25 protein-coding genes are annotated in these 22712 nt (G+C 54.3%); 10 read left to right on the top strand and 15 right to left on the bottom strand.

What is annotated here, in order from left to right; all coding sequences use genetic code 11:
* Positions 1 to 35 precede the first annotated feature (35 nt).
* On the top strand, positions 36 to 404 hold the full coding sequence (locus J6J34_RS00845; protein ID WP_301898320.1) for a helix-turn-helix domain-containing protein: 369 nt from the start codon (positions 36 to 38) through the stop codon (positions 402 to 404).
* Between the two features lie 102 nt (positions 405 to 506).
* Here J6J34_RS00845 and J6J34_RS00840 read toward each other — a convergent pair whose 3' ends face one another.
* The gene (locus J6J34_RS00840; protein ID WP_301898319.1) at positions 507 to 1121 is read right to left on the bottom strand and encodes an SDR family oxidoreductase; all 615 of its coding nucleotides are present in this window, start codon (positions 1119 to 1121) and stop codon (positions 507 to 509) included.
* A gap of 170 nt (positions 1122 to 1291) precedes the next feature.
* On the opposite strand from J6J34_RS00840, the gene J6J34_RS00835 reads away from it, so the two are divergent.
* Both J6J34_RS00835 and J6J34_RS00830 read left to right on the top strand, forming a co-directional pair.
* On the top strand, positions 1292 to 1837 hold the full coding sequence (locus J6J34_RS00835; protein ID WP_301898318.1) for a hypothetical protein: 546 nt from the start codon (positions 1292 to 1294) through the stop codon (positions 1835 to 1837).
* The gene (locus tag J6J34_RS00830; protein WP_301898317.1) at positions 1834 to 2112 is read left to right on the top strand and encodes a hypothetical protein; all 279 of its coding nucleotides are present in this window, start codon (positions 1834 to 1836) and stop codon (positions 2110 to 2112) included. Before J6J34_RS00835 ends, J6J34_RS00830 begins: the two co-directional genes overlap by 4 nt.
* A 59-nt stretch (positions 2113 to 2171) precedes the next feature.
* Here the strand turns inward: J6J34_RS00830 and J6J34_RS00825 are convergent, their stop codons facing one another.
* From J6J34_RS00825 to cysQ, 4 genes are all read right to left on the bottom strand, one after another.
* Positions 2172 to 2561, bottom strand: a complete 390-nt coding sequence (locus tag J6J34_RS00825) for a hypothetical protein (RefSeq protein ID WP_301898316.1) — start codon at positions 2559 to 2561, stop codon at positions 2172 to 2174.
* Between the two features lie 12 nt (positions 2562 to 2573).
* Positions 2574 to 4481: a sulfate adenylyltransferase subunit CysN gene (gene cysN, locus J6J34_RS00820; RefSeq protein ID WP_301898315.1), complete on the bottom strand. Its 1908-nt coding sequence runs from the start codon at positions 4479 to 4481 to the stop codon at positions 2574 to 2576.
* A gap of 18 nt (positions 4482 to 4499) precedes the next feature.
* A complete protein-coding gene (gene cysD / locus J6J34_RS00815; protein ID WP_301898314.1) occupies positions 4500 to 5399 on the bottom strand; it encodes a sulfate adenylyltransferase subunit CysD in 900 nt (299 codons plus the stop codon).
* A gap of 159 nt (positions 5400 to 5558) precedes the next feature.
* Entirely contained in the window at positions 5559 to 6335 is a 777-nt protein-coding gene (gene cysQ / locus J6J34_RS00810; protein ID WP_301898313.1) for a 3'(2'),5'-bisphosphate nucleotidase CysQ, read from the bottom strand.
* Positions 6336 to 6742: 407 nt separating this feature from the next.
* Between cysQ and J6J34_RS00805 the strand changes: the two genes are divergently transcribed.
* From J6J34_RS00805 to J6J34_RS00790, 4 genes are all read left to right on the top strand, one after another.
* The gene (locus J6J34_RS00805; RefSeq protein ID WP_301898312.1) at positions 6743 to 7648 is read left to right on the top strand and encodes a hypothetical protein; all 906 of its coding nucleotides are present in this window, start codon (positions 6743 to 6745) and stop codon (positions 7646 to 7648) included.
* A gap of 83 nt (positions 7649 to 7731) precedes the next feature.
* A complete protein-coding gene (locus J6J34_RS00800) occupies positions 7732 to 10137 on the top strand; it encodes a DUF748 domain-containing protein (protein WP_301898311.1) in 2406 nt (801 codons plus the stop codon).
* A gap of 90 nt (positions 10138 to 10227) precedes the next feature.
* Positions 10228 to 10860: a protein-L-isoaspartate(D-aspartate) O-methyltransferase gene (locus tag J6J34_RS00795; protein WP_301898310.1), complete on the top strand. Its 633-nt coding sequence runs from the start codon at positions 10228 to 10230 to the stop codon at positions 10858 to 10860.
* A 37-nt stretch (positions 10861 to 10897) separates the two neighbouring features.
* The gene (locus tag J6J34_RS00790; RefSeq protein ID WP_301898309.1) at positions 10898 to 12211 is read left to right on the top strand and encodes an erythromycin esterase family protein; all 1314 of its coding nucleotides are present in this window, start codon (positions 10898 to 10900) and stop codon (positions 12209 to 12211) included.
* A 188-nt stretch (positions 12212 to 12399) separates the two neighbouring features.
* Here the strand turns inward: J6J34_RS00790 and J6J34_RS00785 are convergent, their stop codons facing one another.
* On the bottom strand, positions 12400 to 13143 hold the full coding sequence (locus J6J34_RS00785; RefSeq protein WP_301898308.1) for a MauE/DoxX family redox-associated membrane protein: 744 nt from the start codon (positions 13141 to 13143) through the stop codon (positions 12400 to 12402).
* Between the two features lie 182 nt (positions 13144 to 13325).
* Complete coding sequence (locus J6J34_RS00780) at positions 13326 to 14069, bottom strand: HNH endonuclease family protein (protein WP_301719714.1); 744 nt, start codon at positions 14067 to 14069, stop codon at positions 13326 to 13328.
* 192 nt (positions 14070 to 14261) lie between these two features.
* Between J6J34_RS00780 and J6J34_RS00775 the strand changes: the two genes are divergently transcribed.
* The gene (locus J6J34_RS00775; RefSeq protein ID WP_301774502.1) at positions 14262 to 14957 is read left to right on the top strand and encodes a ZIP family metal transporter; all 696 of its coding nucleotides are present in this window, start codon (positions 14262 to 14264) and stop codon (positions 14955 to 14957) included.
* A gap of 155 nt (positions 14958 to 15112) precedes the next feature.
* Here the strand turns inward: J6J34_RS00775 and J6J34_RS00770 are convergent, their stop codons facing one another.
* The 8 genes from J6J34_RS00770 to J6J34_RS00735 all read right to left on the bottom strand — a co-directional run bounded on the left by J6J34_RS00770 (position 15113) and on the right by J6J34_RS00735 (position 20990).
* Complete coding sequence (locus tag J6J34_RS00770) at positions 15113 to 15391, bottom strand: TFIIB-type zinc ribbon-containing protein (protein WP_301719716.1); 279 nt, start codon at positions 15389 to 15391, stop codon at positions 15113 to 15115.
* 197 nt (positions 15392 to 15588) lie between these two features.
* Positions 15589 to 16119, bottom strand: a complete 531-nt coding sequence (locus J6J34_RS00765) for a hypothetical protein (RefSeq protein WP_301774503.1) — start codon at positions 16117 to 16119, stop codon at positions 15589 to 15591.
* Positions 16120 to 16293: 174 nt separating this feature from the next.
* Positions 16294 to 16725 carry a hypothetical protein gene (locus J6J34_RS00760; RefSeq protein ID WP_301719717.1) on the bottom strand — a complete coding sequence of 144 codons (432 nt, stop codon included), beginning with the start codon at positions 16723 to 16725 and terminating at the stop codon, positions 16294 to 16296.
* Positions 16726 to 16734: 9 nt separating this feature from the next.
* On the bottom strand, positions 16735 to 17760 hold the full coding sequence (locus J6J34_RS00755) for a tetratricopeptide repeat protein (protein ID WP_301898307.1): 1026 nt from the start codon (positions 17758 to 17760) through the stop codon (positions 16735 to 16737).
* Entirely contained in the window at positions 17747 to 18028 is a 282-nt protein-coding gene (locus J6J34_RS00750; protein WP_301835914.1) for a hypothetical protein, read from the bottom strand. The genes J6J34_RS00755 and J6J34_RS00750 overlap by 14 nt, the downstream gene beginning before the upstream one ends.
* Before the next feature lie 12 nt (positions 18029 to 18040).
* Complete coding sequence (locus J6J34_RS00745; protein WP_301774505.1) at positions 18041 to 19657, bottom strand: DUF4331 domain-containing protein; 1617 nt, start codon at positions 19655 to 19657, stop codon at positions 18041 to 18043.
* A gap of 104 nt (positions 19658 to 19761) precedes the next feature.
* Entirely contained in the window at positions 19762 to 20448 is a 687-nt protein-coding gene (locus tag J6J34_RS00740; RefSeq protein WP_301774506.1) for an anti-sigma factor, read from the bottom strand.
* Positions 20445 to 20990 (bottom strand): sigma-70 family RNA polymerase sigma factor, encoded by a 546-nt coding sequence (locus J6J34_RS00735; protein WP_301719722.1) that lies wholly within the window; start codon positions 20988 to 20990, stop codon positions 20445 to 20447. Before J6J34_RS00735 ends, J6J34_RS00740 begins: the two co-directional genes overlap by 4 nt.
* Positions 20991 to 21443: 453 nt before the next feature.
* Here J6J34_RS00735 and J6J34_RS00730 point away from each other — a divergent pair, with 453 nt between their 5' ends.
* Both J6J34_RS00730 and J6J34_RS00725 read left to right on the top strand, forming a co-directional pair.
* Entirely contained in the window at positions 21444 to 21833 is a 390-nt protein-coding gene (locus J6J34_RS00730; protein WP_301719723.1) for a cytochrome c oxidase assembly factor Coa1 family protein, read from the top strand.
* Positions 21834 to 21968: 135 nt separating this feature from the next.
* Complete coding sequence (locus tag J6J34_RS00725; protein ID WP_301719724.1) at positions 21969 to 22658, top strand: transposase; 690 nt, start codon at positions 21969 to 21971, stop codon at positions 22656 to 22658.
* The last annotated feature ends 54 nt before the right edge of the window (positions 22659 to 22712 follow it).

Genomic DNA, 22712 nt, shown 5'->3' with positions numbered 1-22712 from the left:
GCTTGGTGCTAAGCAACGACTATATAGAGGTGTTTATGCACGTTAAGCCAATCAAAACTATTGCAGATCATCGTGCTGCGCTCCAGCGCATCGATGAGCTATGGGACGCTGAACCGAACACCCCAGAGGGCGATGAGCTTGATGTTTTGACAACTTTGGTCGCAGCATTTGAGGAAGCTGAATTTCCTATCGAAACTCCTGATCCTATTGAAGCTATTCGTTTCCGTATGGATCAACTCGGTTTAAGGGATATTGATCTTGTGGAGATTATCGGTTACCGCAGTCGTGTTAGCGAAGTGATGAGCCGTAAACGGAAATTAAGCATCAGTATGATCCGCCGGTTACATACAAAACTAAATATTCCGGCTGAAAGCCTGATTAAAGAGTATCCACTTGCACGTTAGTTTTCTCCTTTTGTCGGTGTATTGCGGTGGGTTTGAGTTAGACCCGTAGTAGAACTACGGGCTACCAGGGGAACACCTGCTTAGCAGGCATCGGTACCATTTTTAATCCGCAGACATCACATCAAACGCTTTGCCCACCATGCCGGCGGTGGTCAGACAGCCCAGTAAAACGTGCGCCACGTCTTCGCGCGGGATCTTGCCGGCGGGCAGATGCTCGCCAATGTCGACGCGTCCGCTGCCTTTGTCATCGGTGAGCGCGCCCGGTCGGACGATGGTCCACTCTAAGTCACTGCGCATCAGCTCGCGATCGGCGTAATGCTTGGCGGCGTAGTAGGGCTTAAGCTCGTCTGCCCAGTTCTCGCGGTTGTTGGCCTGCCAAGCGCTGACCATCACAAAGCGCTTGATGCTATTGGCTTGCGCGGCTTCCATGGTTTTCACTGCACCGTCGAGATCGACCAGTAAGGTCTTATCGTCGCCGCTGCCACCGCCTGAACCTGCCGTAAACGCCACGGCGTCAACGCCTGCTAAAGCATCGGCCAGCTGCGCCACCGGTTCCTCTAAATCAGCCAGACGTGCTTCCACGCCTTTTTCCTGCCACTGCTGTTGCTGCTCTTCCTTGCGCACCAGCGCCACAGCCTCGTGCGCCGTATCACCTTTTAGCAGCTCGACCAGCTGCTGACCTATTTTCCCATTGGCTCCTACCACTGCTACTCGCATCCAGAACCTCGCTTCTCTCGTTCGGTGAATTTGCGTACTGCCTATTACCTTTGGGCGACTCGCTTCAGATCAAGGGGATTACAGGTCTGCATTATGATCTTTGATGAATTGCTAGCGCTTCAGGTTGCGGAGGGTTGTCAATTGACAACTGATAATGAAGGAACTATCTTATGACCAATCGGAAAAAGCATCCTTCTAAGGATATAGAGACCGCAAACATGAAGAATTATGAGTTTAGCTTGCGCTTTGACGTTTCTGAATGTCAGTTGAATCGAGACCAAATCGACGATCGTTTATTCGAAGCAGGTTGTGATGACGCGTTGGTAAGCCATGGTCGTAAAGGCGAGGTGCTACTCGAGTTTAGTCGCGAGGATAATGCTGCGCTTGATGCGCTCATGAATGCGAAACAGCAAGTGTTAGCAGCGCTTCCTGGCGCACGAATACTGGAAGCTAAGCCTGACTACGTCGGACCAACAGATATCGCGAAATTCTATGATGTTTCTCGTCAGCGAATCCAGAGCATTCTCCGGGACAAGACACTCGGTGTACATGCCATGACTTGCGTCGGAAATACCCAAATTTTCCGGCTGGTGACCGTCATAGACGTGCTAGAAGAAGCCGGAACAGTCATTAAAAATGATGCGCTTCGCGAGGCTGCCTTCGCGGCATCGAAGCTGAATCGCGAAACTGACGTCAACGGGTATGGCGCAGTATGAGAGGACAAAGCACGAACTTCATCAATCGAACAATTAAAAAGCCACCAGCGCAAGCCTTGGTTGCTGGCATCTTACTAGCCCTGGCGCTATGGGGTGTAGGATTTATCTTTGAGCTCTTACTGACGCCCGCGAGAGATTCGGCTGGTGTGATAACTGCCGACACTATGCAACCCATGTTCGAGCTCGTGCGTTATATACTGAACTTAATTGCTGGGGTGATTCTGGCGATTGCGGTGCTGCAATACCTGATACGTGGGACGCTGTTGAAGAAGTGATGTGGATAAGGGGGATTACACCTTGTTTTTCAGGTTCCCCAGGCGTTCTCGTGTTCTAACTACACGCTTTGACTAGGCTGAGCCTTGCTGTGGCTTTCAAACCAGTTTGAAGCGTCCGCCTGGAATAGTTTTATGACCGTGAAAATATCAAGCGGGATAATAACAACTGTTCCAATCCAATCGATCGTCGTCGTGCTTTCAAAAACGCCTCCTAAACTTAAGGTGACCGAAAGAACGGCGAGTGTGCAGTAAACCCATCGGGCGCGGTTACTCCCTTTCGCAATTTTGTACGGGAATAGGCCGAGAATGCAGAAAAATAGAGCCAAAGTAACGAAATCATTGACTGAGATATTGCCGGTCCAGTAGTTCGCTAACTCGATAACAGCTGAAATGAAAATGGTCAGCCATATAGCGATGATAGCTTGTCGTACTTCCTTTGGCGTATGCATTTATTTTCAACCCTACAAGTAGTTGTGGTCGGTAAGGTAGGCGATGACGCGGTCAGTGGCTTGTTCAATGGTTAAGGCCGAGGTGTCGAGCCGAAGCTCGGGCGCCTGCGGTACCTCGTAGGGCGAACTGATGCCTGTGAAGTTGGCGATTTGGCCCGCACGGGCTTTTTGATAGAGGCCTTTCGGGTCACGCTGCTCACACACAGCTAATGGTGTGTCGACGAAAATCTCGACAAATTCGCCGTCCTCTAATCGCGAGCGCACGAATTCACGGTTTGCCCGTAACGGCGAGATGAATGCCGTTAGCACAATCAAACCTGCGTCCGTCATGAGTTTTGCGACTTCACCAATACGGCGGATATTTTCAATTCGATCCGCCTCACTGAAGGTCAGCCCTTCGTTCAGACCGTGACGAACGTTGTCACCATCTAATAAATAGGTATGTTTTTGCAACGCGTGCAAGCGCTCTTCCACAGCATTGGCAATCGCCGATTTCCCTGCACCCGACAGACCCGTAAACCAGAGCACTACTGGCTTTTGTTGCTTCAGCGCTGCGCGTTGGGCTTGGGTGACGCTGGTCTCTTGCCACACCACCGGACCGGTGCGTTGTTGCTCGACTGACTCTTCGGCGTCACTTAACGGCTGGGTGACCAGGCCCGCAGCGACGGTGGCGTTAGAGAGCTTATCGATCAGAATAAAGGCGCCCGTGGCGCGATTGTTTTGATAGCTATCAAACACCAAAGGCTTGAGTGCACTGAGATCAATCAGGCCGATTTCGTTAAGTCCCAACTGGGTGTCGTCGACTTCTTTGAGGGTATTGATGTCGACCCGATAGCGCACTTTTTCACACTGCGCCGTGACCGTCTGCGCGCCCATTTTCAAGAGGTACTCGCGACCCGGCTGCAGCGCTTCCTCATGCATCCACACCACCTTGGCGCGAACACGTTTGGACATGTGTGGCAGCGCGTCTTTTTCGACAATCATATCGCCGCGGCTAACATCAAGCTCGTCATTCAAGGTCAGGGTGATGGACTGTGGCGCGCGTGCTTGCGGCAATGCACCGTCGAAGGTTTCGATGCTCTTCACCGTGGTGACTTTGCCCGAGGGCAACACCCGAATGGTATCGCCTACGTGCACGGTGCCCGAGGCAATGTTGCCGGAGTAGCCACGAAAGTCTGCCGATGGGCGATTCACCCATTGCACCGGAAAGCGGAAATCGTTGTCTTGGGCTTTTTGGATCTCGAGCGTCTCGAGGTACTGCATCAGGGTACGGCCGCGGAACCAGGGCGTGTGCTCGCTTTTGTGAACCACGTTGTCGCCCTTGAGCGCACTGATCGGCACGAAGTGGATGTCGGGAATGTCCAGGATCCCGGCCAGCTCGATGTACTGTTGCTGGATCTCTTTGTAACGGGCCTGGCTGTAGTCGACACTGTCCATCTTGTTGACGGCAACGATGACGTGTTTGATGCCGAGCAAACTGACAATAAAGCTGTGACGTCTGGTCTGAGTCTGTACGCCTTTGGCGGCGTCGATCAGGATGATGGCCAGCTCGCTGGTGCTGGCACCGGTGGCCATGTTGCGAGTGTATTGCTCGTGGCCTGGGGTGTCGGCGATGATGAACTTGCGCTTGTCGGTGCTGAAGTAGCGGTACGCAACGTCGATGGTGATGCCTTGCTCGCGCTCAGCTTGCAGGCCGTCGACCAGATCGGCAAGGTTCACTTCCTCGTCGCTGTGGGTGCGTTTCAGGGCCTGTAACTGATCGTCGTAAATCAGCTTACTGTCATGCAATAAGCGGCCGATGAGGGTGCTTTTACCGTCGTCGACGCTGCCGCAGGTGATAAATCTTAACAGCTGCTTGCGCTCGTGTTGCTTGAGGTACTCTTCTATGTTTTCAGCGATTAACGGGGACTGATGGCTCATGATTGCGCGTCGGTACTGTTAAAAGTACCCCTCCATTTTCTTTTTCTCCATTGAGCCGCTGCTATCGTGATCGATGACGCGGCCCTGGCGTTCGGAGGTGGTGGCAAGTAGCATTTCCTGAATAATTTCCGGCAAGGTGGTGGCGCTGGATTCGATAGCGCCGGTAAGCGGATAGCAGCCCAGTGTACGAAAGCGCACCATTTTTTGTTGCGGCTGTTCGTTGGGCTCAAGTGGCATGCGCTCGTCGTCGACCATGATCAGGGTGCCGTCCCGTTCGACCACGGGCCGTTTGGCGGCGAAGTACAGGCTAGGTATTTCGATACTTTCGCGGTAAATGTACTGCCAGATGTCGAGTTCGGTCCAGTTGCTGAGCGGAAACACGCGCAGGCTTTCTTTGGGCTTGATGCGGGTGTTGTAGATGTTCCATAGCTCCGGGCGCTGATTGCGCGGATCCCAGCGATGATTTTCGTCCCGGAAGCTGAAAATACGTTCTTTGGCGCGGGATTTTTCTTCGTCTCTGCGGGCGCCGCCGAATACGGCATCGAAGCGGTGCTGATTGAGTGCCTGTTTCAGCGCCTGGGTTTTCATGATGTCGGTGTGCGTGGCACTGCCGTGCGTGAACGGGCCGATGTTTTGCTTGAGGCCGTCAGGGTTGGTGTGCGTGAGCAACTTGAAGCCGTGTTTGGCCGCCATTTTATCGCGAAAGGCGATCATCTCCCGGAACTTCCAGGTGGTGTCGACGTGCAGCAGTGGGAACGGAATACGCCCGGGCGCAAAGGCTTTGCGCGCCAGATGCAGCATCACCGAGCTGTCTTTGCCGACGGAGTAGAGCATGGCTGGATTACCACACTCCGCCACCACTTCGCGCATGACATGAATGGCTTCGGCTTCCAGTTGCTGCAAATGGGTCAGATGCATCGCTTTCTTATTCTAGTTATGGATGCATCGATTGTAGCCCGTAGTTCTACTGCGGGGCAAATGCTGATTCGGCTGCGGTGGTGGGGTATATCAGCATCTTGCTGCAATGCAGCGAACCGAGGTGCGTGCGGCTGGCTGGACCCGTAGTAGAACTACGGGCTACTTCACTATGAAATATGGGTTCAGTAACGACGCTTTTTGATTGTAGCGCAGTGGTTCACCGTCGGTGGTGGTGACGCTGGCGCCTGCAGCCACCGCTACTGCATGCGCTGCGGCAGTATCCCACTCGCTGGTGGGACCTAAGCGCGGGTACAAATGGGCTTTGCTCTCGGCGACCAGGCACAGTTTCAATGAGCTGCCCATGGGCACCATTTCGTAAGGCTTGTCGAGCTGGTCGAGGTAGTCCTGCAAGCCGGGTGAGGCGTGCGAACGTGAGCCGACGATTTTTAAGGTTTCGGCGTCTGCATCCTGACGTGCGCGTATCGGCTTGCCATTTTTGCATGCGCCTAGAGCTTCGGCAGCGCTGTACATGGTGTCGGTAGCGGGCGCATAGACTACCCCAGCGAAGGGCTGCCCTTTGTGGATAAGTGCGATGTTGACGGTGAATTCGCCGTTGCGCTTGATGAATTCTTTGGTGCCATCGAGGGGGTCGATGAGCCAGTAGCTTTGCCATTGCTGGCGCTCTTGCCAGGGCACGGCGGCGGATTCTTCGGAGAGCTGCGGCAGGGCGGCAAGCTCGCTATCGGACAGTTTGGTGAGTTCGGCTTTGATGATGTCATGCGCCGCCAGATCGGCCTGGGTCAGCGGGCTGTCGTCACCTTTGGCCTGCACGGCGATGCGCTCGGCAAAGTCGTCGGCGTTATAAATGGCCATGATCGCATCACCGGCTTGGCGGGCGATGGCTTCGAGTTCTTTGAGGCTGGAGGCTGTGATCATGCTTTATCCTTTGCGGACGTCGAGTCGCGATATTGCCCTGTGCATGCTTACTGGTGCGTGAGCTGGCTATCATACCGACATTTGCGCGCGCTCGGTAGATCCGAAAGCTGAGAGATCTCTTTTGGGGAGATGGTGAAATGAGATGTACAGCATGCTGCACATCTGAATCGTTCAATAGCACAATACAAAGCTGGCAAAAGCAAAAATCGAGACCTAATCGATGAGTAGCCGTCTGTTGTCATGGACTGACGAGGCTTGGGGCGATTACCTACCATGCGGTCGGTCGTCAGGCAGATGGTATCTGATTCGGCGGAGGCAGTTTTGCCGCTATGACCATCCGCATATTGCTTAATTTTTATACAGCACCTATATCTTATTCCTGCCCTCCAGAAATAAGGTTACTAAAAATGAAGCATAATAAAGCGTTACTGCTCATCGCTGCAGGTCTGTTCAGTGTCTCTCTTTCTGCTCAGGAATTATCGGGCGAATTCATTGGTGAGATTTATACCGCGGACGGAACCATAGGTGCTTCGACGGCAACGTCGGTCACCGTGAATTTTACTTACGATACTTCAATTCCCTTAACCGGTTCAGCAGCAACGGGATTTACTTATAATGGAAACCTGATCCGAGTCACGTATGAGTTTCGTGATGCCATGGGAAATCCAGTTAATTTTGGACTGCCTGCGCCATACCAGCTGCCGCCATTAGCGACTCCGGTCAATTTATTTGGCTCATTTGAAACGGATAATCAGACGTATTCATTTAACACGTTGGCCTACTCGTTGAACAGTGAGAATTACATGGCGTATTTTAATATGCAGGACAACGTGCGTCCCACGATTTTTTCACAGCTAACGGCTTTCCCCCGGTTTCAGGAAATCCTCAATGAGCCAGATGCTTATGAAAGCCTTCTGATCATCGACAATGGCGCCGGGTTTAATGTGTCGTGGGTGTATGTAGGTGTTCACACACTGCGCTACTTCATTCAGGATGCCGACGGCGATGGCATTGCCGACACGCTGGACACCTGTCCTGCTTCAGTGCTGGATCCAAACGCGATGTTCGGCGTTATTGATTCGGGTGTGCCGAACTATGTCGACGCTAACGGTTGTTCCATCATGGACCATTACGCGGCTTGCGCAGATGACACGACAAGCGCGCCAACGTCGCCATGGGGCTGGTTCCAGCCAGTGTATAGCGGTCCAAACTATTGTGAGAAACAAGTCAGCTACAACTTAGTAGACGACGGCGTGATTGATTACACCGAAGCACGTATGCTGCGCAACGCGTTGAATCTATCGCATCAGTAAGCAGCAGTAAGCGAGGCCGTTTTGCCGCTGTGAGCAATTCCATCTACACTATGCGTTAGACTCATTTTAAAGGAGACTGACGTATGGAGGGCGGTTCACTGCACCGTTTGGGTTGTTATCTGCGGACAAAATGGGCCTCGCCCCGGCGGATAAGATTCTGGCTGGTACTGCTGGTGGTGCTTTACACCTTGCTGGGCTTTTTTGGCGCGCCGTGGATGATTCAGTACTTTGCTGAAAAAACCGTAACCGAAGACTACGACCGCGAACTTAGCATTGCCTCTGTGCAAACCAATCCCTACACCCTGACGGTGCGTCTGAGCGGTGTTGCGCTGCATGATACCGACAGCGAGCAGCTGCTGGGCTGGGAGCAACTGTTCGTTGATATGTCCTGGTCGAGCATTACTCATCGGGCCTGGACCTTCACAACTATCCAGCTCGACGCTCCGGTGATTCAGGAAGAGCGCTTTGTTTCCGGCGAGACCCGCTGGTCGCGTCTGGCTGCGCAAGTCTCGTCTACCTCAGCCTCTGAGCAAACCCCGGCAACCGAAGAGCCAGCGGTGCTGCCGGCCCTGCAAATCAGCTCGCTGCAGATCAACAACGGCAGCGTGCGTTTTACCGATCATCTGCGTGAGGCTACGGCAGATGCGAGTTCCTCGGCACAAGCTGCGCTCACCCTGGAGCAAATCGGCCTGTCGCTGAGCGATTTTAGTCTGGAGGAAGGGCAGAGTTTCCCGGTGAGCTTTAACGGTCAGCTCCAGGCGGGTGGTCAACTGGCGCTGGACGGCACCCTGCAACTGCTGCCTACTTTGGCATTTGACTCCAGCGCGAGTATTCGTGATCTGGCACTGAAGCAGGCTGAGCCGTATCTGCGACAGGTGATGAATGTGCAGCTGGAAAGCGGCACCTTGACCGTTGATGGTCAACTGCAGACCGATGCGCAGCAACCTTTTGCCCTGCAGGGCTCGGCTGGCATTGATGATCTGGATATCAAAAATGGCGCCAACGGCGAAGCGCTGATTGGCTGGCAGAGTGTGCAAACCCCGCAGTTCTCGGTAAGCCTCAACGATCAGCAGCTGAAAACCGAATCCATTACCGTGGACGGGCTATCCGGTAAAGTCGTGATTTACGCTGACCAAACGACCAATTTTGGGCAGCTGGTGAACGGCGACGCGCAGGCAAGTGATAGCTCTGATGCTGCGGCTGATGCTACGGCCGATGCTACGGCCGATGCGTCGGCTGAAGGTGAGAGCGCGGCGCCCTTTGCTATTGTTATCGAGGGCATCAAGCTCAACGACGGTGGCCTGCAATTTGCCGATAACTCGCTGCCATTGCCGTTTTCAACCCGTATTCATGCGCTCAACGGCGAGCTCACGACCTTGAGTTCGACTTCAGCGGAGCCTGCGCGGGTAAACCTTGAAGGCGAGGTTGCCGAGTACGGTCTGGTGACTGTCGATGGCGCGGTCAATGCATGGGATCCTATGCGTGAGACCAATGTGCAGCTGCGTTTTCGTAATCTTCAGGTGCCTGAATATTCCCCTTATACGGTCAATTTTGCCGGGCGTAAGATCGCTGGTGGCACCATGGACCTTGATCTGGACTACAGCATCGACGACAGCCAGCTTGAAGGTGAGAACAATCTGGTGCTGCACGATCTCAAACTGGGCGAGAAAATGGCCTCGAGCGATGCCATGGATCTGCCGTTGAATCTGGCGATTGCACTGCTGCAGGACAGTAATGGCGTGATTGACCTCACCTTGCCTGTGACGGGAGATGTGGGCAATCCGCAGTTTGATTTCAGCAAAATCATCCGCCAGGCGATCGGCAATGCTATCACCTCGGTGGTGACTGCGCCCTTTAGTTTCCTCGCCAGTCTGGTTGGCTTTGAGAGTGATGATCTGGGCCGGGTCGAGTTTGCCGCCGGACGCATGGATCTGCTGCCGCCGCAGCAACAACGCGTGAATAAGTTGCGTGAGGCGCTGAATCAGCGACCGCAGTTGGTACTGGAGCTGGCCGGTCCCTACAGTCGTGACTTCGATGCGCCGCTGTTGCAAAAAGAAAAAGCTGTTGAAGAGCTGCAGCTGCGGCTGGCTGAGGCTGAGCGCGCTGCGGCAGAGCCGAGCTTGACCGCAGAGGCGAACCAGGACCTGGTCGAGGCGATGTTCCAGTCGTACTATTCGGACACGCCGCTGGCTGAGCTCATCGATTACTTTACCGCGGAGCCAGAATCGCCCGGCGGCGAAGCTCAGTTCGACGCGCTGGCGTACCGGAACTATCTGGCCGAGCAAATTATTGACGCCCAAAATGTCACAGAGGCCGAGCTGAAAGTCATTGGCAACGCCCGCGCGCAGGCGGTGTATCAGGCTTTAGTGAGTCCGCAAGACGCGGCCGGTGTTGCTGCAGAGCGCGTGCGCCTGCTGGCGCCTGAGGCAGTCGACGTTGGGGATGATGATCAGCGCATCGCGATGGAAATCGGCGTGAGCGCGGGGTAGCCCGTAGCTGGCCTGGGAGTGCCGCGCGCATTTGGCCCTCTCCGCTATCCCTTACTATAGTTGTTGGTAAGCAACGAAGGAGTACAGGTTATGGATAGCAAAGAGCGGATGATTGAGCGTCATTTGAAGGGCAGGGATATTCACGATGAGCGGGTTTTAGACGCCATGCGGGCCGTCGACCGATCCTTGTTCGTGCCGGAGGATTTGCAGCATCACACCTATGCCGACAGCCCGCTGCCTATTGGTAAAGAGCAGACCATCAGTCAGCCCTACATTGTTGCCTACATGGCGCAGGCGCTGGGGCTGAGCGAAGATGATAGGGTGCTGGAGATTGGTACCGGCTGTGGCTACAACGCCGCGGTTCTTGGTCAGCTTGCCGATGAAGTGTATTCCATTGAAATCATAAAATGGCTGGCCGATCTGGCGCAGAAAAATCTCGCCAAAATCGATAGCGATAACATCAGCGCGCGCTTTGGCGACGGCTATGACGGCTGGCCGGAGGAGGCGCCGTTTGATGCGATTGAGCTCACCGCCGCGCCGCCCAAGATCCCCGAAACTCTAAAACAACAGCTGAAAATCGGCGGCAAACTGCTGGCTCCGGTCGGGCGTTTGCAGCAGCAATTGCAGCTGATTGAGCGGGTCAGCGAGGATGAGTTTACCGAGCAGTTGCTGATGCCGGTGCGTTTTGTGCCGATGACCGGGCAGGCGGAGTCGTCGAGTTAGTCTTCGAGTTCGTCCTCGAGCTGAAGGAGGGTATGCTATGAGCGACAGAGTGATTGATAGTTTAGCGACACATAAACGCGACTTTGCCAGCATTGCGCATCTGCGGCCATTGCTGGAGTCCGTCAAAGACAAGCGGCTGGTGATGCTCGGCGAGGCATCGCACGGCACCCATGAATACTATAAATGGCGTGCTTCGATTTCAAAAGTTCTGCTTGAGGAGTATGACTTTGATTTTGTTGCTGTTGAGGGCGACTGGCCGGCCTGCTATGAGCTGAACCGGCATGTGAAAGGCTACGATGATGCTATTGCTAAAACCAGCGATGCGCTGCAAGAGTTTTCCCGCTGGCCTTCCTGGATGTGGGCCAACTGGGAGGTGCACGAATGGTCGCAGTGGCTGCGCGAGTTTAATCAGCAGCTGGCGCAGGACCAGCGCAAAGGCTTTTATGGGCTGGATGTGTACAGTCTGTGGGAGTCGCTGGACGCCATCATGGACTATCTGGCGCGCGAAGACCCTGCGGCATTAGCAACAGCGCAGGAGGCCGTGCGTTGCTTTGAGCCTTACCGCGATCAGGACGGGCAAAGTTATGCGCTGTCGACCCGGCTGGTGCCGGAGGGCTGTAGCGCCGAGGTGACCAAGATGCTGCAGGAGATCCGGCGCAAGGTGCCGACCTACAACTCCGACCGTGAACATGCCTTTAGCACCGAGCAAAACGCGCTGGTGAGCAACAATGCCGAGCGCTATTACCGGGTGATGGCGTCGGGTGGGTCTGGCGACTCGGGTGACTCGACCTGGAATCTGCGGGATCGCCACATGATGGACACCCTGAACCGGCTGATGGAGTTTCATGGTGCCGACGCTAAGGGCATTGTCTGGGCGCACAACACTCATATTGGCGATGCCTCCTATACCGATATGAAATCTGCCGGATTGTTTAATCTCGGCGAGCTGGGGCGAAACGAATACGGTCGTGATGAGGTGGCGCTGGTAGGGTTTGGCGGCTATCGCGGCAGCGTTATGGCAGGCAGTTCCTGGGGCTCACGCGCGCAGGAGATGAAGCTGCCGGAAGCGCGCAGCGGCAGCTGGGAAGACTTGTGCTATGAGGCTGGCGATCAGTTCTATATTGCCTCAGCAGATTTGCCTGATGTTGCCGACTTGCAACGCGCTATTCCGCATCGTGCTGTGGGTGTGGTCTATCACCCCAAGCATGAGCGTTACGGTAACTATGTGCCGACGCTGATTCCTGAACGTTACGATCACTTTATCTTTTTTGCTGAAACCCAGGCTTTGCACGCGCTCGACCTGCAGGGCGATGCCAGTCGTATGCCAGATACTTATCCGTTTGGGTTGTAGTTTCGTTTGCCCCCCGCCAAGAAAGGGCAGCCCTTACATTGTAAAGGCACTTTAAGAAGGAAGGGCTGCCCTCTGTGGATAACTTCCGCAGCTTCTGACGCCAGCAGAAAGGGCTGCCCTTTGTGGATAACTTGTTTTGATGCCAGCAGAAAGGGCTGCCCTTTGTGGGTAAGTTGGGTTAGAGCGAACTAAACCGAGGCATGGATGATCATCCACAGGCCGGCGATGAACATCATGACGTTCTCGGTTAGTGAGATAAAGCCGAGTGGAACATCACTGTTACCGCCGACGCAGGCACATTTGAGTTCGCGTTTATCAATGTACACGGCTTTGATGACCGAAATACTGCCGGCAACACCGATAACGATAGCCACCGGGCCGACCAGCCAGCCCCAGATGCCGGCCAGCATGCCGATACCGGCGTAAGCCTCCGCAAACGGGTAGATGTAGGCGTAGCGCACCCAGCGCTGGGAAAGCAGGTCGTAACCGAGAAACTGATTTGTAAAAGCTTCAACGTCCTGCAACTTTTGCAGCGCCAGCAAGGCCATGCTAAAGGCCACAAAGCGCTCGGCGGTGGGGATGGACCAAAGCGCAGTGCCCATGCTCCAGGTCACCGCGAGGGCCATCAATAGAGCCAGACCAAAGATGGCAATGACCGGCCGATATGCGGCGGCAAACTTGTCTTCAGGTTTGGTTTTGCCGAAATAGTCGCGGAGTTCTTCGTAGCCGCCAATACGCTCGCCGTCGATAAAGGTTTGCGGTGTGGTATCGACGTCATGCTTGTCCATAAACGCTTCGGTTTCTTCGCGCGTGGTCAGGTGATGGTCTTCCACCTCATAACCTTCGCGCTCGAGTAAATCTTTCGATTTCATGCCAAACGGACAGATGTGCTTGTCCATCACCATACGATAAATTTTCGCTTGCTTGGCCATGCTCACTCCTTTTTTTCGGGCTTCCTTATAAAGTTAGCGGCTGTGCGCACGAATTCAACTATACCCGCAAAGATATAAGAAAGGGCAGCCCTTTGTGGATCAGGGTGCTATCAGGAGAAAGGGCTGCCCTCTGTGGATAACTTTGCTGCTTTGGGCGAGCTAAAGGAGGCGAGCACGAGGGGCTAGTCGCAAATCTTATCGCGCAGTTGGCGGATCTCGTCGCGTGAATTGCTGGTGAAGTCGTAGATCAGCATCACCCGTAAATAGCGGGTTACGTACTGGCAATGGAACTTCTGGTTGGGCGGCAGCCATTCCAGCGGGCTGTGAGCGCCTTTGCTGCGGTTAAGTTCGAGTTTTACTGCGAACAGGTTGACAGGGTCATTGGCGAACTCTTTCCGTCGTTGGGCAGGCCAATTGGCAGCGCCATGGTGCCAGGCCCAGGCCAGAGGCACGAGGTGGTCGATATCGATGTCTTTCGAATCGAAGATAATTTCTCCCGAATACGGGTCATTCCAACGGCCACGCAGCACACGGCAACCATCTGGAGTAGTGCTCACTTTAATGGTTGATAGCTCGGTTAATAGCTCATGCCGCGTGTTCAAACAGTCCCGGTCGGCGTCAGTCCAATGGATGTATGCGCTACGGGAGTATCCACGGTTCGCTTCGTCTGGTTTATTGCCGCGGTTAGTCTTGGGCAAGCGGCCTCCATCAGCAAGGCAAGCGTCAAGTGATGGGTAGCTAGTGAATCTTTTTATGCGCTCGTAGTAGGGGCTGCGCCAGTCGTGGCAGATTTTAGACTTACTCATTTTAACCGTTGCGGCTAAAACAGCTTGCGCCGGCAAGGTCGCAACCAGCACGGCACAGCAGATACCGAAAACTACCGCTGCAGTCTTCATGGCCGTGCGCACCCCTCGGAAGCATTTCATGCGACATTAACCTATTATGATGTAAGTCTTTTGCTTATCGTACGGCATTTCGGCGAGACCGCCAACAGAAAGGGCAGCCCTTACAATTTGAAGGTGCCACTGGGAGGAAGGGCTGCCCTTATGATTTAACGGCGCTTTGAAAAGCTAGGGCTGCCCTTTCTTCTAATACTGGAGGTTTGGATGGTATTAAAAATGTTGTTCGTCACGTGGCTCGCTGGGCTTGCGGCTTTTGTTGGCGCGGTGCTGGCGAAATGGGAGGGCCGCGCCGGGACGTTATTTAAGCAGCGTTTTGTGCATGGCGTGGTAGCTGCTGGTGGCGGTATCTTGCTGGCTGCGGTCATGTATGCGCTTTTGCCCGAGGCGAATAAATATCTTTCTGTTTGGTCAGTGGCCGCGGCGTTTATCGGTGGAGGCGTGACGTTTTGTATCATCGACGAGTGGTTGGCGAAGAAGATGAGTCGCGCTTCTCAGTTGCTGGCGATGTTGCTCGACTTCGTCCCTGAAGCATTAAGTCTTGGGGCAATGTTTGCTGTGAATCCGAGCTTTGGGATGTTGCTGGCGCTATTTATTGGCTTGCAGAATTTTCCGGAGGGATTTAATGCGTTCCGTGAACTGGAGGATTCTAAGGTATCCGCCAGGCGCCGTCTTGTTGGCTTTTTCCTGGTGTCCTTCGTCGGTCCTATAGCAGCGCTCGCCGGCTATTATTGGCTGGGTGATTTTTTACAGACCACCGCGGTTATTATGGCGGCTGCGTCCGGGGGCATTTTGTACCTTATCTTTCAGGACATCGCACCCGAATCGACGATGCGTCGACACTGGACGCCGCCGTTGGGTGCGGTTATCGGTTTCGTTGTTGGTATGGTGGGGCATCAGTTGCTCGCAGGCTAGATTTTTTATAGCGGGCGACGAGGTTATAAACGTTTGCCTCCTAGGGTCAAAGTGCGGGCTCACGCCGGTCGCCTTGCATGGTTGTGCGCCCCCGGCGCCTGGTCTGGCGCCGGGTCGCTTCAAAGATGACTCCTTTCCGCAGAATCAGGGCAAAGTTAAAAGTCGAAGAGCTCACCCAGAAGGCTTTTCTTTTTGCGCTTTTTATAGCCATAGCTGTCGTTTGGATTTTGATAATGAGGCTGTTGTACATGCCGTGGTTCGCGGGGCTCAGGAGCTGGCCGCGCTTGCGGTGCTTCAGGTTGGGTACGCTCGATGATTTTGTCGAGCTCGCCGCGATCGAGCCAAACGCCCCGACATTTCGGACAATAGTCAATCTCGACACCTTGTCGCTCGGTCATCATTAAGTTCTCGTCAGCACATACTGGACATTTCATAGCTTCCACCTGGTTGTTTTGGTTTAGTGGTAATTAAGATACATCTACCGGGGAAAAGTTCCAGCACTATAACAAACCTCAAGGGAGGGCAGCCCTTCCTGTCTCGAGGTGCCTTCGGAAGCAAGGGCTGCCCTTCCAGTTTTGAGGCTTTTCAGGAGGGAGGGCTGCCCCTCCTGAGAATTACAAAGAGAGGAGACTTAGTTTTCCGCGATGTAGGTTTCGCGCTTGCTGACCAGGCACATCTTGCCTTGGACTACCGGGGTGAGGTAGATGTTGACGTTTTCTTCGCTGCTCAGAGCGAGTGAGGTTTCGTTCAACGCACCAAGGTAGCCGAATTCACCAAACCAATCGTCGCGGATAACGGTACAGGCTTTTTCGACCACATAGGTTTCTGTATAACGCCAGTCGCAAGCGCCATCGCGAGGTACCACGGTCATTGAAATGTGGCTGTCGGTGTCGCTGTAACCTTTGACAATCACCGAGTCGAATACTCGTTCGTCAGGAGCGTCGGTGCTCCACATGTCGTGCGAGCCGTGCGCATGCTCATCAACCAGGACGCCGGAAAGCGATTTCACGGTTTCAAGGCACTTTGAGACGCCAACGTCTTGTGCTCGTTCAAAGCTTGAGGTCACATAATCACTCTGCTGTTCCTCTGTTACTGTCGGTTCCTGTACGGGAGATTCGCCCGTGCTTAAAGCTAAAAAGGCTAGTGTTATTAGTGAGTTCATGGTGCTTCCTTAAGTTGTGCTCGCCTAGCTTACCAGAGGTTGCGCAATCTGAGCACTAACAATTCACGGAAATCAGGGAGGGCAGCCCTTATATTGTAAAGACCACCTCAGGAGCAAGGGCTGCCCTTGCTTCCGTAGACACTCCTAAAATGTAAGGGCTGCCCTTGCTTGGGGTTAGCGGAGGATTTTGTGGTCGGGGAGGCGGTGGTGGATGAGGTGCGCGGTGACTTGCAGGTCCGGGCTGTAGGCGCAGGGTGCGGTGCCGCGGAAGGTGATGGTGCGCTCGCCGGCGAATACGCCTTGCTCAAACTCTGCAACAGGCTCGAGTTTGCAAGAGCTGCCAAGGGTCAGCCATTGCGGTAAAGCTGGCAACGCTGCGGTGGGCTCCGAGGTGCCGAGCAGGACCTCCAGGTCGTGTTCGGTAAAGCGCCATTGCCACTGTAGCTTTGAGGCGTTGGCAGCGGGCTCTAAGTTTAAGAAGCTGGTACTGAAATCATGGGCCTGCGCAGCAAGTGGCATGGCAACCAGAGGTATCACAACGAGAGCCTTATTGCGCAGTGACTTCAATACCAGCAAAACTGAATCGATAAAGGTAGAGTGACGCATAACAGTTCCTTAGTTTTGTGCGCGAGTTCCGGTGAGCGTGCGGGCAGCATCGAGTAGACGCTGGTCAGCGGGCTCTTCCGCGACTGCAAAGTTAAGTTCGGCGTAGTGCAACGCTTGCGTGGCGTTGACGTCGACATAAAGAAAGTAATAGGCAATATCGGAGGTGTGCAGTGCATCATCACGGGCAATGCGGACTTGCATGCGTTCCGAGGCCAGCTGACGCCAGCAGCGACGCACTTGCTGCTCTTGGTCCGCGGCAGCCGAGCCAGCAGCCGAGCCAGCAGCCGAGTCCGCAACATCAGCAGCCTCCGCAGCCGCCAGGCGCTCAGCATGCGCCAGGCGCACAATCACGCTATCTTCGGGCAACTGTCCCACCCGCGGGCAGGCTGAGTAATGCGACAAAACCTGCCGGGGTTCTTGTAATAAGAGCCAGGCGTCGATAATGAGTTTCTGGTTTACCACCGGTTGCGCGGCAAAATTGCGCGTCCCGAACCAGTCAATCGCGGCCTGGTACTGGCCCAGTTCGAAGGCTTGTTCGGCAAGGATCTGCTGTTGCCAGTGCCGTACTGCGACAGTCGCCGGTTGTTGCAGATAAAGGCGCTGCAGTTGCTGATAGGTGTCCGGCAAACGCTCAGGCTTAAGACGGCCGGCAACTTCCAGTAAGCAAGTCGCGGTGATGGTCATATCCGTCTGCCCCAGGAGCTCCTGGCAGCTTTGTTGGGCAGCCATTAAACTGCCTTGTGCTAAATGAATGCGCGCCTGCATCAGTCGTGCTTGTACATGTGCAGGGTCACGCTCGAGAAGTATCGCCAGCAGTTCCAGGGCATCGGCGAAACGATGTCCGTACTGCAGGGCATCAGCCTCGGCCAGCAAATTAGCTTCACCGTCCGTGGTGAAGCTATCCCTGGAAACCGTTGGCGCGGCACTCGCCGCAGCGGTTGCTAAACTCCCCAGCACCAGCATAGCCAGTGCCAGCGAGCGCAGCGCCCCACTGCGGCGGGTGCCGTCAGCGCGCTGCGGGTTAGTCGCGTCCATTGATCGTCCCCGAAGCGATAAGGTCATCAAACTCCGCGGTATCGAGGACATCAAAGTCGATATCCTTGTCGTTCACCGTGATCGGTGCCGCGGTCGATTCTTGCGCGTAAGCATCGCGTACTAAGATGCGAAATGAGGTGCTGTCGTCACCCCCGCCCGTAGGAGGAGGTGGCGGCGTCTCCGCGCGCTTAACTTCGTTGTTGCAGCCGGCAAGAGCCAGTGCAGCGGTTACGACCAGCAAGGTGGTCAAACTTGTACGTAAATTCATGACGATCTCTCCTTATTCTGCTGAACCAGAAATTGGCGTGATCAGATACGGGAAGCTGCTGTCGACAAAGCTAGCGTCAATCGGCGCGCCATCGGTAAAGGGTGCAAAGCCGACGTTGGCATCTTCCGGTGCGCAGTAGCCCAGATTCGTTGGCGTACCGTTCACGGGGATGTCGTGACACAGGGCACCCATGACCACACGCAAGGCGATATCAACCACATCGTCACCCGGGCGACGACCATTCGGGAAGCCTGCTAAATCATCGCCGGCAACGCCGTACGGAGACTGCAACATCGCCGGTGTCGCCGGGATGGCGGTGTTCAGGCGTAACATTTCAGAAGGCGTTACTGTGGCCTGCTGGTTGACCCCTGGAAAGCCGGTTAAGAAAGCTGCAACCAGGTCTTCACGCGGATAGTTGGTCGGCGCGATGGTTTCAAAATTGGTGCCTAATGTCGCATTCACGGCATCACGGAACAGCAGATCCAGAATCACTGGCAAGGTAGGGTGAGTGACAAAGTCAGCAAACTGACCGTCTGCGCTTGGCGCGGCTCCGCTGAAGGTATCCTTGGCATCAAGGCCAATCACCAATTCGTTCACCAGCGGTGAACCTAAACGTGAAACCTGCACTAATGCACCGCCGTTGACTTCAGGCTTGGCTAAGTCGGCTTCCGGATTAAGGATACGCGCTTGTGGCAAACTTGCTGTGGTCCAGGCACCAATGACACCGTTACCTGATGCAGTGACACAATCAGTGGGCAGTTCTAAGGCAATGGTGTTGACGTTTTTATCGGCCAGATCATCGTTAGCGGTGTCCTGGGTGATACCACCTGGGAAGCCGCCGCCGTCGCCTGCGCCCGGCGCGCTATCGCCTTCGACTGGAACGTAGTTGACCAGGTCAAAGGTTTCGCCAAGGTTAACGGTGAAGGGGTCTTTACGTTGACCGACAAACACGCGACCAGGGCTGGAACAGTTCGGAATATTGATGTCGTACACGTACTGATCCGCGTAGTCCTGATAGGCACTGGGGTTGCCAAAGGTCTTGTCGCCGACATAGGCGTAAGGTTTGACGAACTCCATTTCACCGCTGGCACCGTTGACGGCACTGCGACTACCTGAATCTTGCGGACCGCTGACCAGTTCAACCTGATAGGTTTCACGGAAGTTCAGTGCGCTGTTATCGCCGGCGCTGACGCCGCCGATGTGCTTGAGCGGCACGCTGACTTCGCGGGTGTCGCCCTCAGGGCCGACGGTCAGTTTTACGCCGCCGTTCGGTTGATCTTGCTGGAAGCGAAATTCGAAGGTGTAGTCTTCGACGGCATCGCCGTCAGCATCGATATGGATGGCATAGACTGCTGCCGGATCCATTGCGAAATAGTTCGGACCACCATAGGCATCTTGCAATGGCACGTAGTTGGCAATCGCAGTGATGTAGCCTTCGCGACCGGTCTCGTAGCTATTGAAAAGATAAAAATCGGTCGAATCGACAGTGGGGAAGCGGGTGATGTTCGGCGCTTCGCGGTGACTCGATGCTTGCGCTGCACCGCCGAGTAAGAGAGTGGTGACAGCTAGTGCCACACAGCTTTTTTTCGCGGTCGCGCCGCGGCTAGTGTTTCTGTTAATGTTGTTCATTGTAGTTCCTCGCAATCGTTGTTGTTAGGTTGTCTTGCATAACTAACTACGATTGCGAGGATGACTTAGATGCAAAAAAAGATGAAAAAATAGCCAGTGTTACTTTAAGTCTTTGAAACTACTACAAAGTCAGTTGTGAAAAGCACAGGGCCACTGGGCACTGCGAGCGGTGAACCGCCGAGTGGTTCACGACTGACGGCCAGGGCTGCGATGTTTTGCAGATCGACATTTGCCGGTACGTTCAGCGTTCGTGTTCCTTGTTGCGGTAACAGGCCTAAACTAATCGGGGGTGCCCCTCCTTCAGGAAGCATCCAGAGCTCGTAATCCTCGTTGGCGAGCGGGTCGATAGCGCCTACGGCGGCGACGTCGAGCACTTGTTCACGTTGTTCGAGCAGCCACAAGGTGCGGGCATCGCTATTTTGGATAACAGCGATACGCTCAGCCTGGGGGACGCCTGGCATGGGGGCGAGCAAGGTCTGACTTAACGTGACCACGACCAGAATTGCCGCCAGTGTTGCGGTCAACCAGCGCCACCCTCTGTTTGATGTGACTTGCTGTCTGCGCCAGCCAAGGCGGCGTTCGATGGCCTCCCAGGCGCTTTTCGGAGCGGACTTGTCCGGCAGTTGGGCCGCGAGCTCATTCAGATGTTGCTCCCAGAAGGTGACTTCGTCTCTGAGTTTTGGATACTCCATGAGCAGGCGCTGGAATTTAGCGCGTGCCTGGCCGCGCATGCTGCCCAGTACATAACGGGCGGCGAGTTGGTGTTGGCGTTCGGTCGATTGATAGTTCATCGTTGTAAGCACCCCTTCAGGCTGTCCAGACCGCGGCGGATCCAGCTTTTGACTGTTCCTAGTGCCTCGCTTAAGTAAGCACTAACTTCGTGATGGCTGAGGCCGTAGATAAAGGCGAGCTGAATGCTTTGCCGTGTGCTGGGTTGCAGTTCGTCGAGGCAGCGTTCGAGTTGTTCGGCGTTTTCGCTATTGCTCAACTTTATGTCCAGGTGGTCATCTTCGCTGCTGGGGAGATCAGGTAATGCGTCGCTGCCGAGGGTTTGGTTACCCTTACTGCGGAGCATATCGATGGAGCGATAGCGCACCATGCTGATTAGCCAGTTCATGACGCTGCCGCGCTGAACTGAGTAGTCGCTGGCGCTGTGCCAGACTTTGATGAAGGCGTCCTGCAGGGCTTCTTCTGCCCAGTCTTCGCGGCGCAGGATGTGCAGGCTGACGGAAAACAGTTTGTCGGATGTGGCGAGATACAGCTGTTGGAATGCCTCCCGGTTGCCCAGGGCTATCTGCTGCAGCTGCCGCCCCAGTTGTTCTGGCGTACTCATATGTGCTCCTTATTGTAGTTATGCTTCAGAGTATAGTACGTTTGATGCGCCGTGTTGGATGCACCGCAAAACCAAGAAAGGGCAGCCCTTTCATTTTGCCGCGCCTGGAAAAGGAAGGGCAGCCCTAACGATTTAAGGATGTCATCAGGAGCAAGGGCAGCCCTTTTTTATATAAGTGCTACTGCGTTCCTGATCGGGATATACTGCGAGAATGTATTTACACTGTAGCGATTTGAATGTGAGTCGTAGATGAGTCATCAGTGAGCTTAAGTGAAGCTGAGGTGGTGCATGCATGAGTTACATGTAGCTCATGTTTGAATCGTTTATGGCTCATGGATGAGTCACGACGGAGTTCAACAAGACTTAATAATGACTCATCGGTGAGTCAGCGATGAGTCAACGGTGAGCCAGTGGTGAGTCAAATAATATTTATCTATGAGTAAAAGGTGACCCGTGAAAAGAGATATTAAGTGGCTGATTATTGGATTGGGGATCGCTGCGGCCCTCATGGCGGTTTTTGTTTTGTTCGTCTATTTCGTGATGTCGCTGGTGAAAGGCGAAGCCTATGACTTGTCGCTCGCCGCTGTTTCTAAGCATGCGGCGGTTCAAGTGCTGCTTGGTGAGCCAATTGAACCCGGCTTTCTAGTACTCGGTAACGTAAACATCAGTGGGCCTGGCGGCAACGCGGAGCTACAGTACAGTATCTCTGGGCCCAAGGGGGAAGGTACAGTTTTTGCTTATGCGATTAGAGATACAGGGGAGTGGCAGTTGCAACGCGTAGTCGTGGATATCGATGGCGCCCACGAGCGCCTTCAAATCATCGCTCCGAACGACTCGCTTTAAACTCCAGAAAGGGCAGCCCTTCCGTTTTAAAGAGATTTTGAAAAGGGAGGGCTGCCCTTCCTTTTTGGTTTCTGCTCAAGCAGCGAGGGCTGCCCTTGCTGCTATAATTAACCTCCAAACAACAAGGAGGTTGTTATGCCTAACGATAGAAGGAATGATGTACCTGGGGTCGCACTGCATATCACTCAGCGTGGGAACAATCGCCAGCTCATTTTTCGTGAGACCGAAGACTACCAGCGGTTTGCGGGATTGCTGATTAAGTACTCCGATAAATATGGTATTGCTGTGCACGCCTGGATGTTTATGCCGAATCACATTCACCTACTGGTGACGCCGGCAGAACGCAAAACCACAGGCCGGATGATGATGTGCATAAGTGGCGCTTACACTAGGTTTTACAACAACAAGTATAAGCGCACTGGGACCCTTTACGAAAAGCGCTATTTTTCAGCCTTAGTAGATGATGACGACTACGCGCTAACTATCTACCGCTATATTGAACTCAATCCGGTAAAGGCTGGGCTGGTCGCACATCCAAGGCAATGGCACTGGGGATCTTATCGTCACAATGCTGAGGGACTGCAGTCTTCATTCATCGTTCCGCACTTCTCTTTCCTTCGAATGGGCCGGAATTTACAAGAGTGCCAGAAAGTCTATCGAAACCTGGTCAACCAGACCGATGTCACGAGCGCCGTTTTTGATGCTCTTAGAGGTGAGATCAGGCGTGCGCAAATAAAGCAGTCTGCTTATGGAAGTGATGCCTTCCGGGAAAGAATGAGTACCAAACTGGGTTACCAATTACCAACAATAAAAACTGATAAATGATAAGGGAGGGCAGCCCTTCCTTGTAAGTGGGGCTATGAAATGTAAGGGCAGCCC

It is taken from the genome of Pseudidiomarina terrestris (assembly GCF_030466405.1).
In the GTDB taxonomy this organism is placed as follows: Bacteria; Pseudomonadota; Gammaproteobacteria; order Enterobacterales; family Alteromonadaceae; genus Pseudidiomarina; species Pseudidiomarina terrestris.
This window is presented reverse-complemented; position numbering and strand designations above follow the sequence as displayed.

Bases quoted from the DNA above. Each gene is read 5' to 3' on its own strand.
- J6J34_RS00780 (WP_301719714.1), bottom strand. From the start codon at position 14,069: ATGAAATGCTTCCGAGGGGTGCGCACGGCCATGAAGACTGCAGCGGTA.
- J6J34_RS00775 (WP_301774502.1), top strand. From the start codon at position 14,262: ATGTTGTTCGTCACGTGGCTCGCTGGGCTTGCGGCTTTTGTTGGCGCG.
- J6J34_RS00825 (WP_301898316.1), bottom strand. From the start codon at position 2,561: ATGCATACGCCAAAGGAAGTACGACAAGCTATCATCGCTATATGGCTG.
- J6J34_RS00740 (WP_301774506.1), bottom strand. From the start codon at position 20,448: ATGAACTATCAATCGACCGAACGCCAACACCAACTCGCCGCCCGTTAT.
- J6J34_RS00840 (WP_301898319.1), bottom strand. From the start codon at position 1,121: ATGCGAGTAGCAGTGGTAGGAGCCAATGGGAAAATAGGTCAGCAGCTG.
- J6J34_RS00835 (WP_301898318.1), top strand. From the start codon at position 1,292: ATGACCAATCGGAAAAAGCATCCTTCTAAGGATATAGAGACCGCAAAC.
- J6J34_RS00790 (WP_301898309.1), top strand. From the start codon at position 10,898: ATGAGCGACAGAGTGATTGATAGTTTAGCGACACATAAACGCGACTTT.
- J6J34_RS00745 (WP_301774505.1), bottom strand. From the start codon at position 19,657: ATGAACAACATTAACAGAAACACTAGCCGCGGCGCGACCGCGAAAAAA.
- J6J34_RS00735 (WP_301719722.1), bottom strand. From the start codon at position 20,990: ATGAGTACGCCAGAACAACTGGGGCGGCAGCTGCAGCAGATAGCCCTG.
- J6J34_RS00725 (WP_301719724.1), top strand. From the start codon at position 21,969: ATGCCTAACGATAGAAGGAATGATGTACCTGGGGTCGCACTGCATATC.
- J6J34_RS00845 (WP_301898320.1), top strand. From the start codon at position 36: ATGCACGTTAAGCCAATCAAAACTATTGCAGATCATCGTGCTGCGCTC.
- J6J34_RS00770 (WP_301719716.1), bottom strand. From the start codon at position 15,391: ATGAAATGTCCAGTATGTGCTGACGAGAACTTAATGATGACCGAGCGA.
- J6J34_RS00760 (WP_301719717.1), bottom strand. From the start codon at position 16,725: ATGCGTCACTCTACCTTTATCGATTCAGTTTTGCTGGTATTGAAGTCA.
- J6J34_RS00830 (WP_301898317.1), top strand. From the start codon at position 1,834: ATGAGAGGACAAAGCACGAACTTCATCAATCGAACAATTAAAAAGCCA.
- J6J34_RS00755 (WP_301898307.1), bottom strand. From the start codon at position 17,760: ATGGACGCGACTAACCCGCAGCGCGCTGACGGCACCCGCCGCAGTGGG.
- cysN (WP_301898315.1), bottom strand. From the start codon at position 4,481: ATGAGCCATCAGTCCCCGTTAATCGCTGAAAACATAGAAGAGTACCTC.
- J6J34_RS00750 (WP_301835914.1), bottom strand. From the start codon at position 18,028: ATGAATTTACGTACAAGTTTGACCACCTTGCTGGTCGTAACCGCTGCA.
- J6J34_RS00785 (WP_301898308.1), bottom strand. From the start codon at position 13,143: ATGGCCAAGCAAGCGAAAATTTATCGTATGGTGATGGACAAGCACATC.
- J6J34_RS00805 (WP_301898312.1), top strand. From the start codon at position 6,743: ATGAAGCATAATAAAGCGTTACTGCTCATCGCTGCAGGTCTGTTCAGT.
- J6J34_RS00765 (WP_301774503.1), bottom strand. From the start codon at position 16,119: ATGAACTCACTAATAACACTAGCCTTTTTAGCTTTAAGCACGGGCGAA.
- J6J34_RS00800 (WP_301898311.1), top strand. From the start codon at position 7,732: ATGGAGGGCGGTTCACTGCACCGTTTGGGTTGTTATCTGCGGACAAAA.
- cysQ (WP_301898313.1), bottom strand. From the start codon at position 6,335: ATGATCACAGCCTCCAGCCTCAAAGAACTCGAAGCCATCGCCCGCCAA.
- cysD (WP_301898314.1), bottom strand. From the start codon at position 5,399: ATGCATCTGACCCATTTGCAGCAACTGGAAGCCGAAGCCATTCATGTC.
- J6J34_RS00795 (WP_301898310.1), top strand. From the start codon at position 10,228: ATGGATAGCAAAGAGCGGATGATTGAGCGTCATTTGAAGGGCAGGGAT.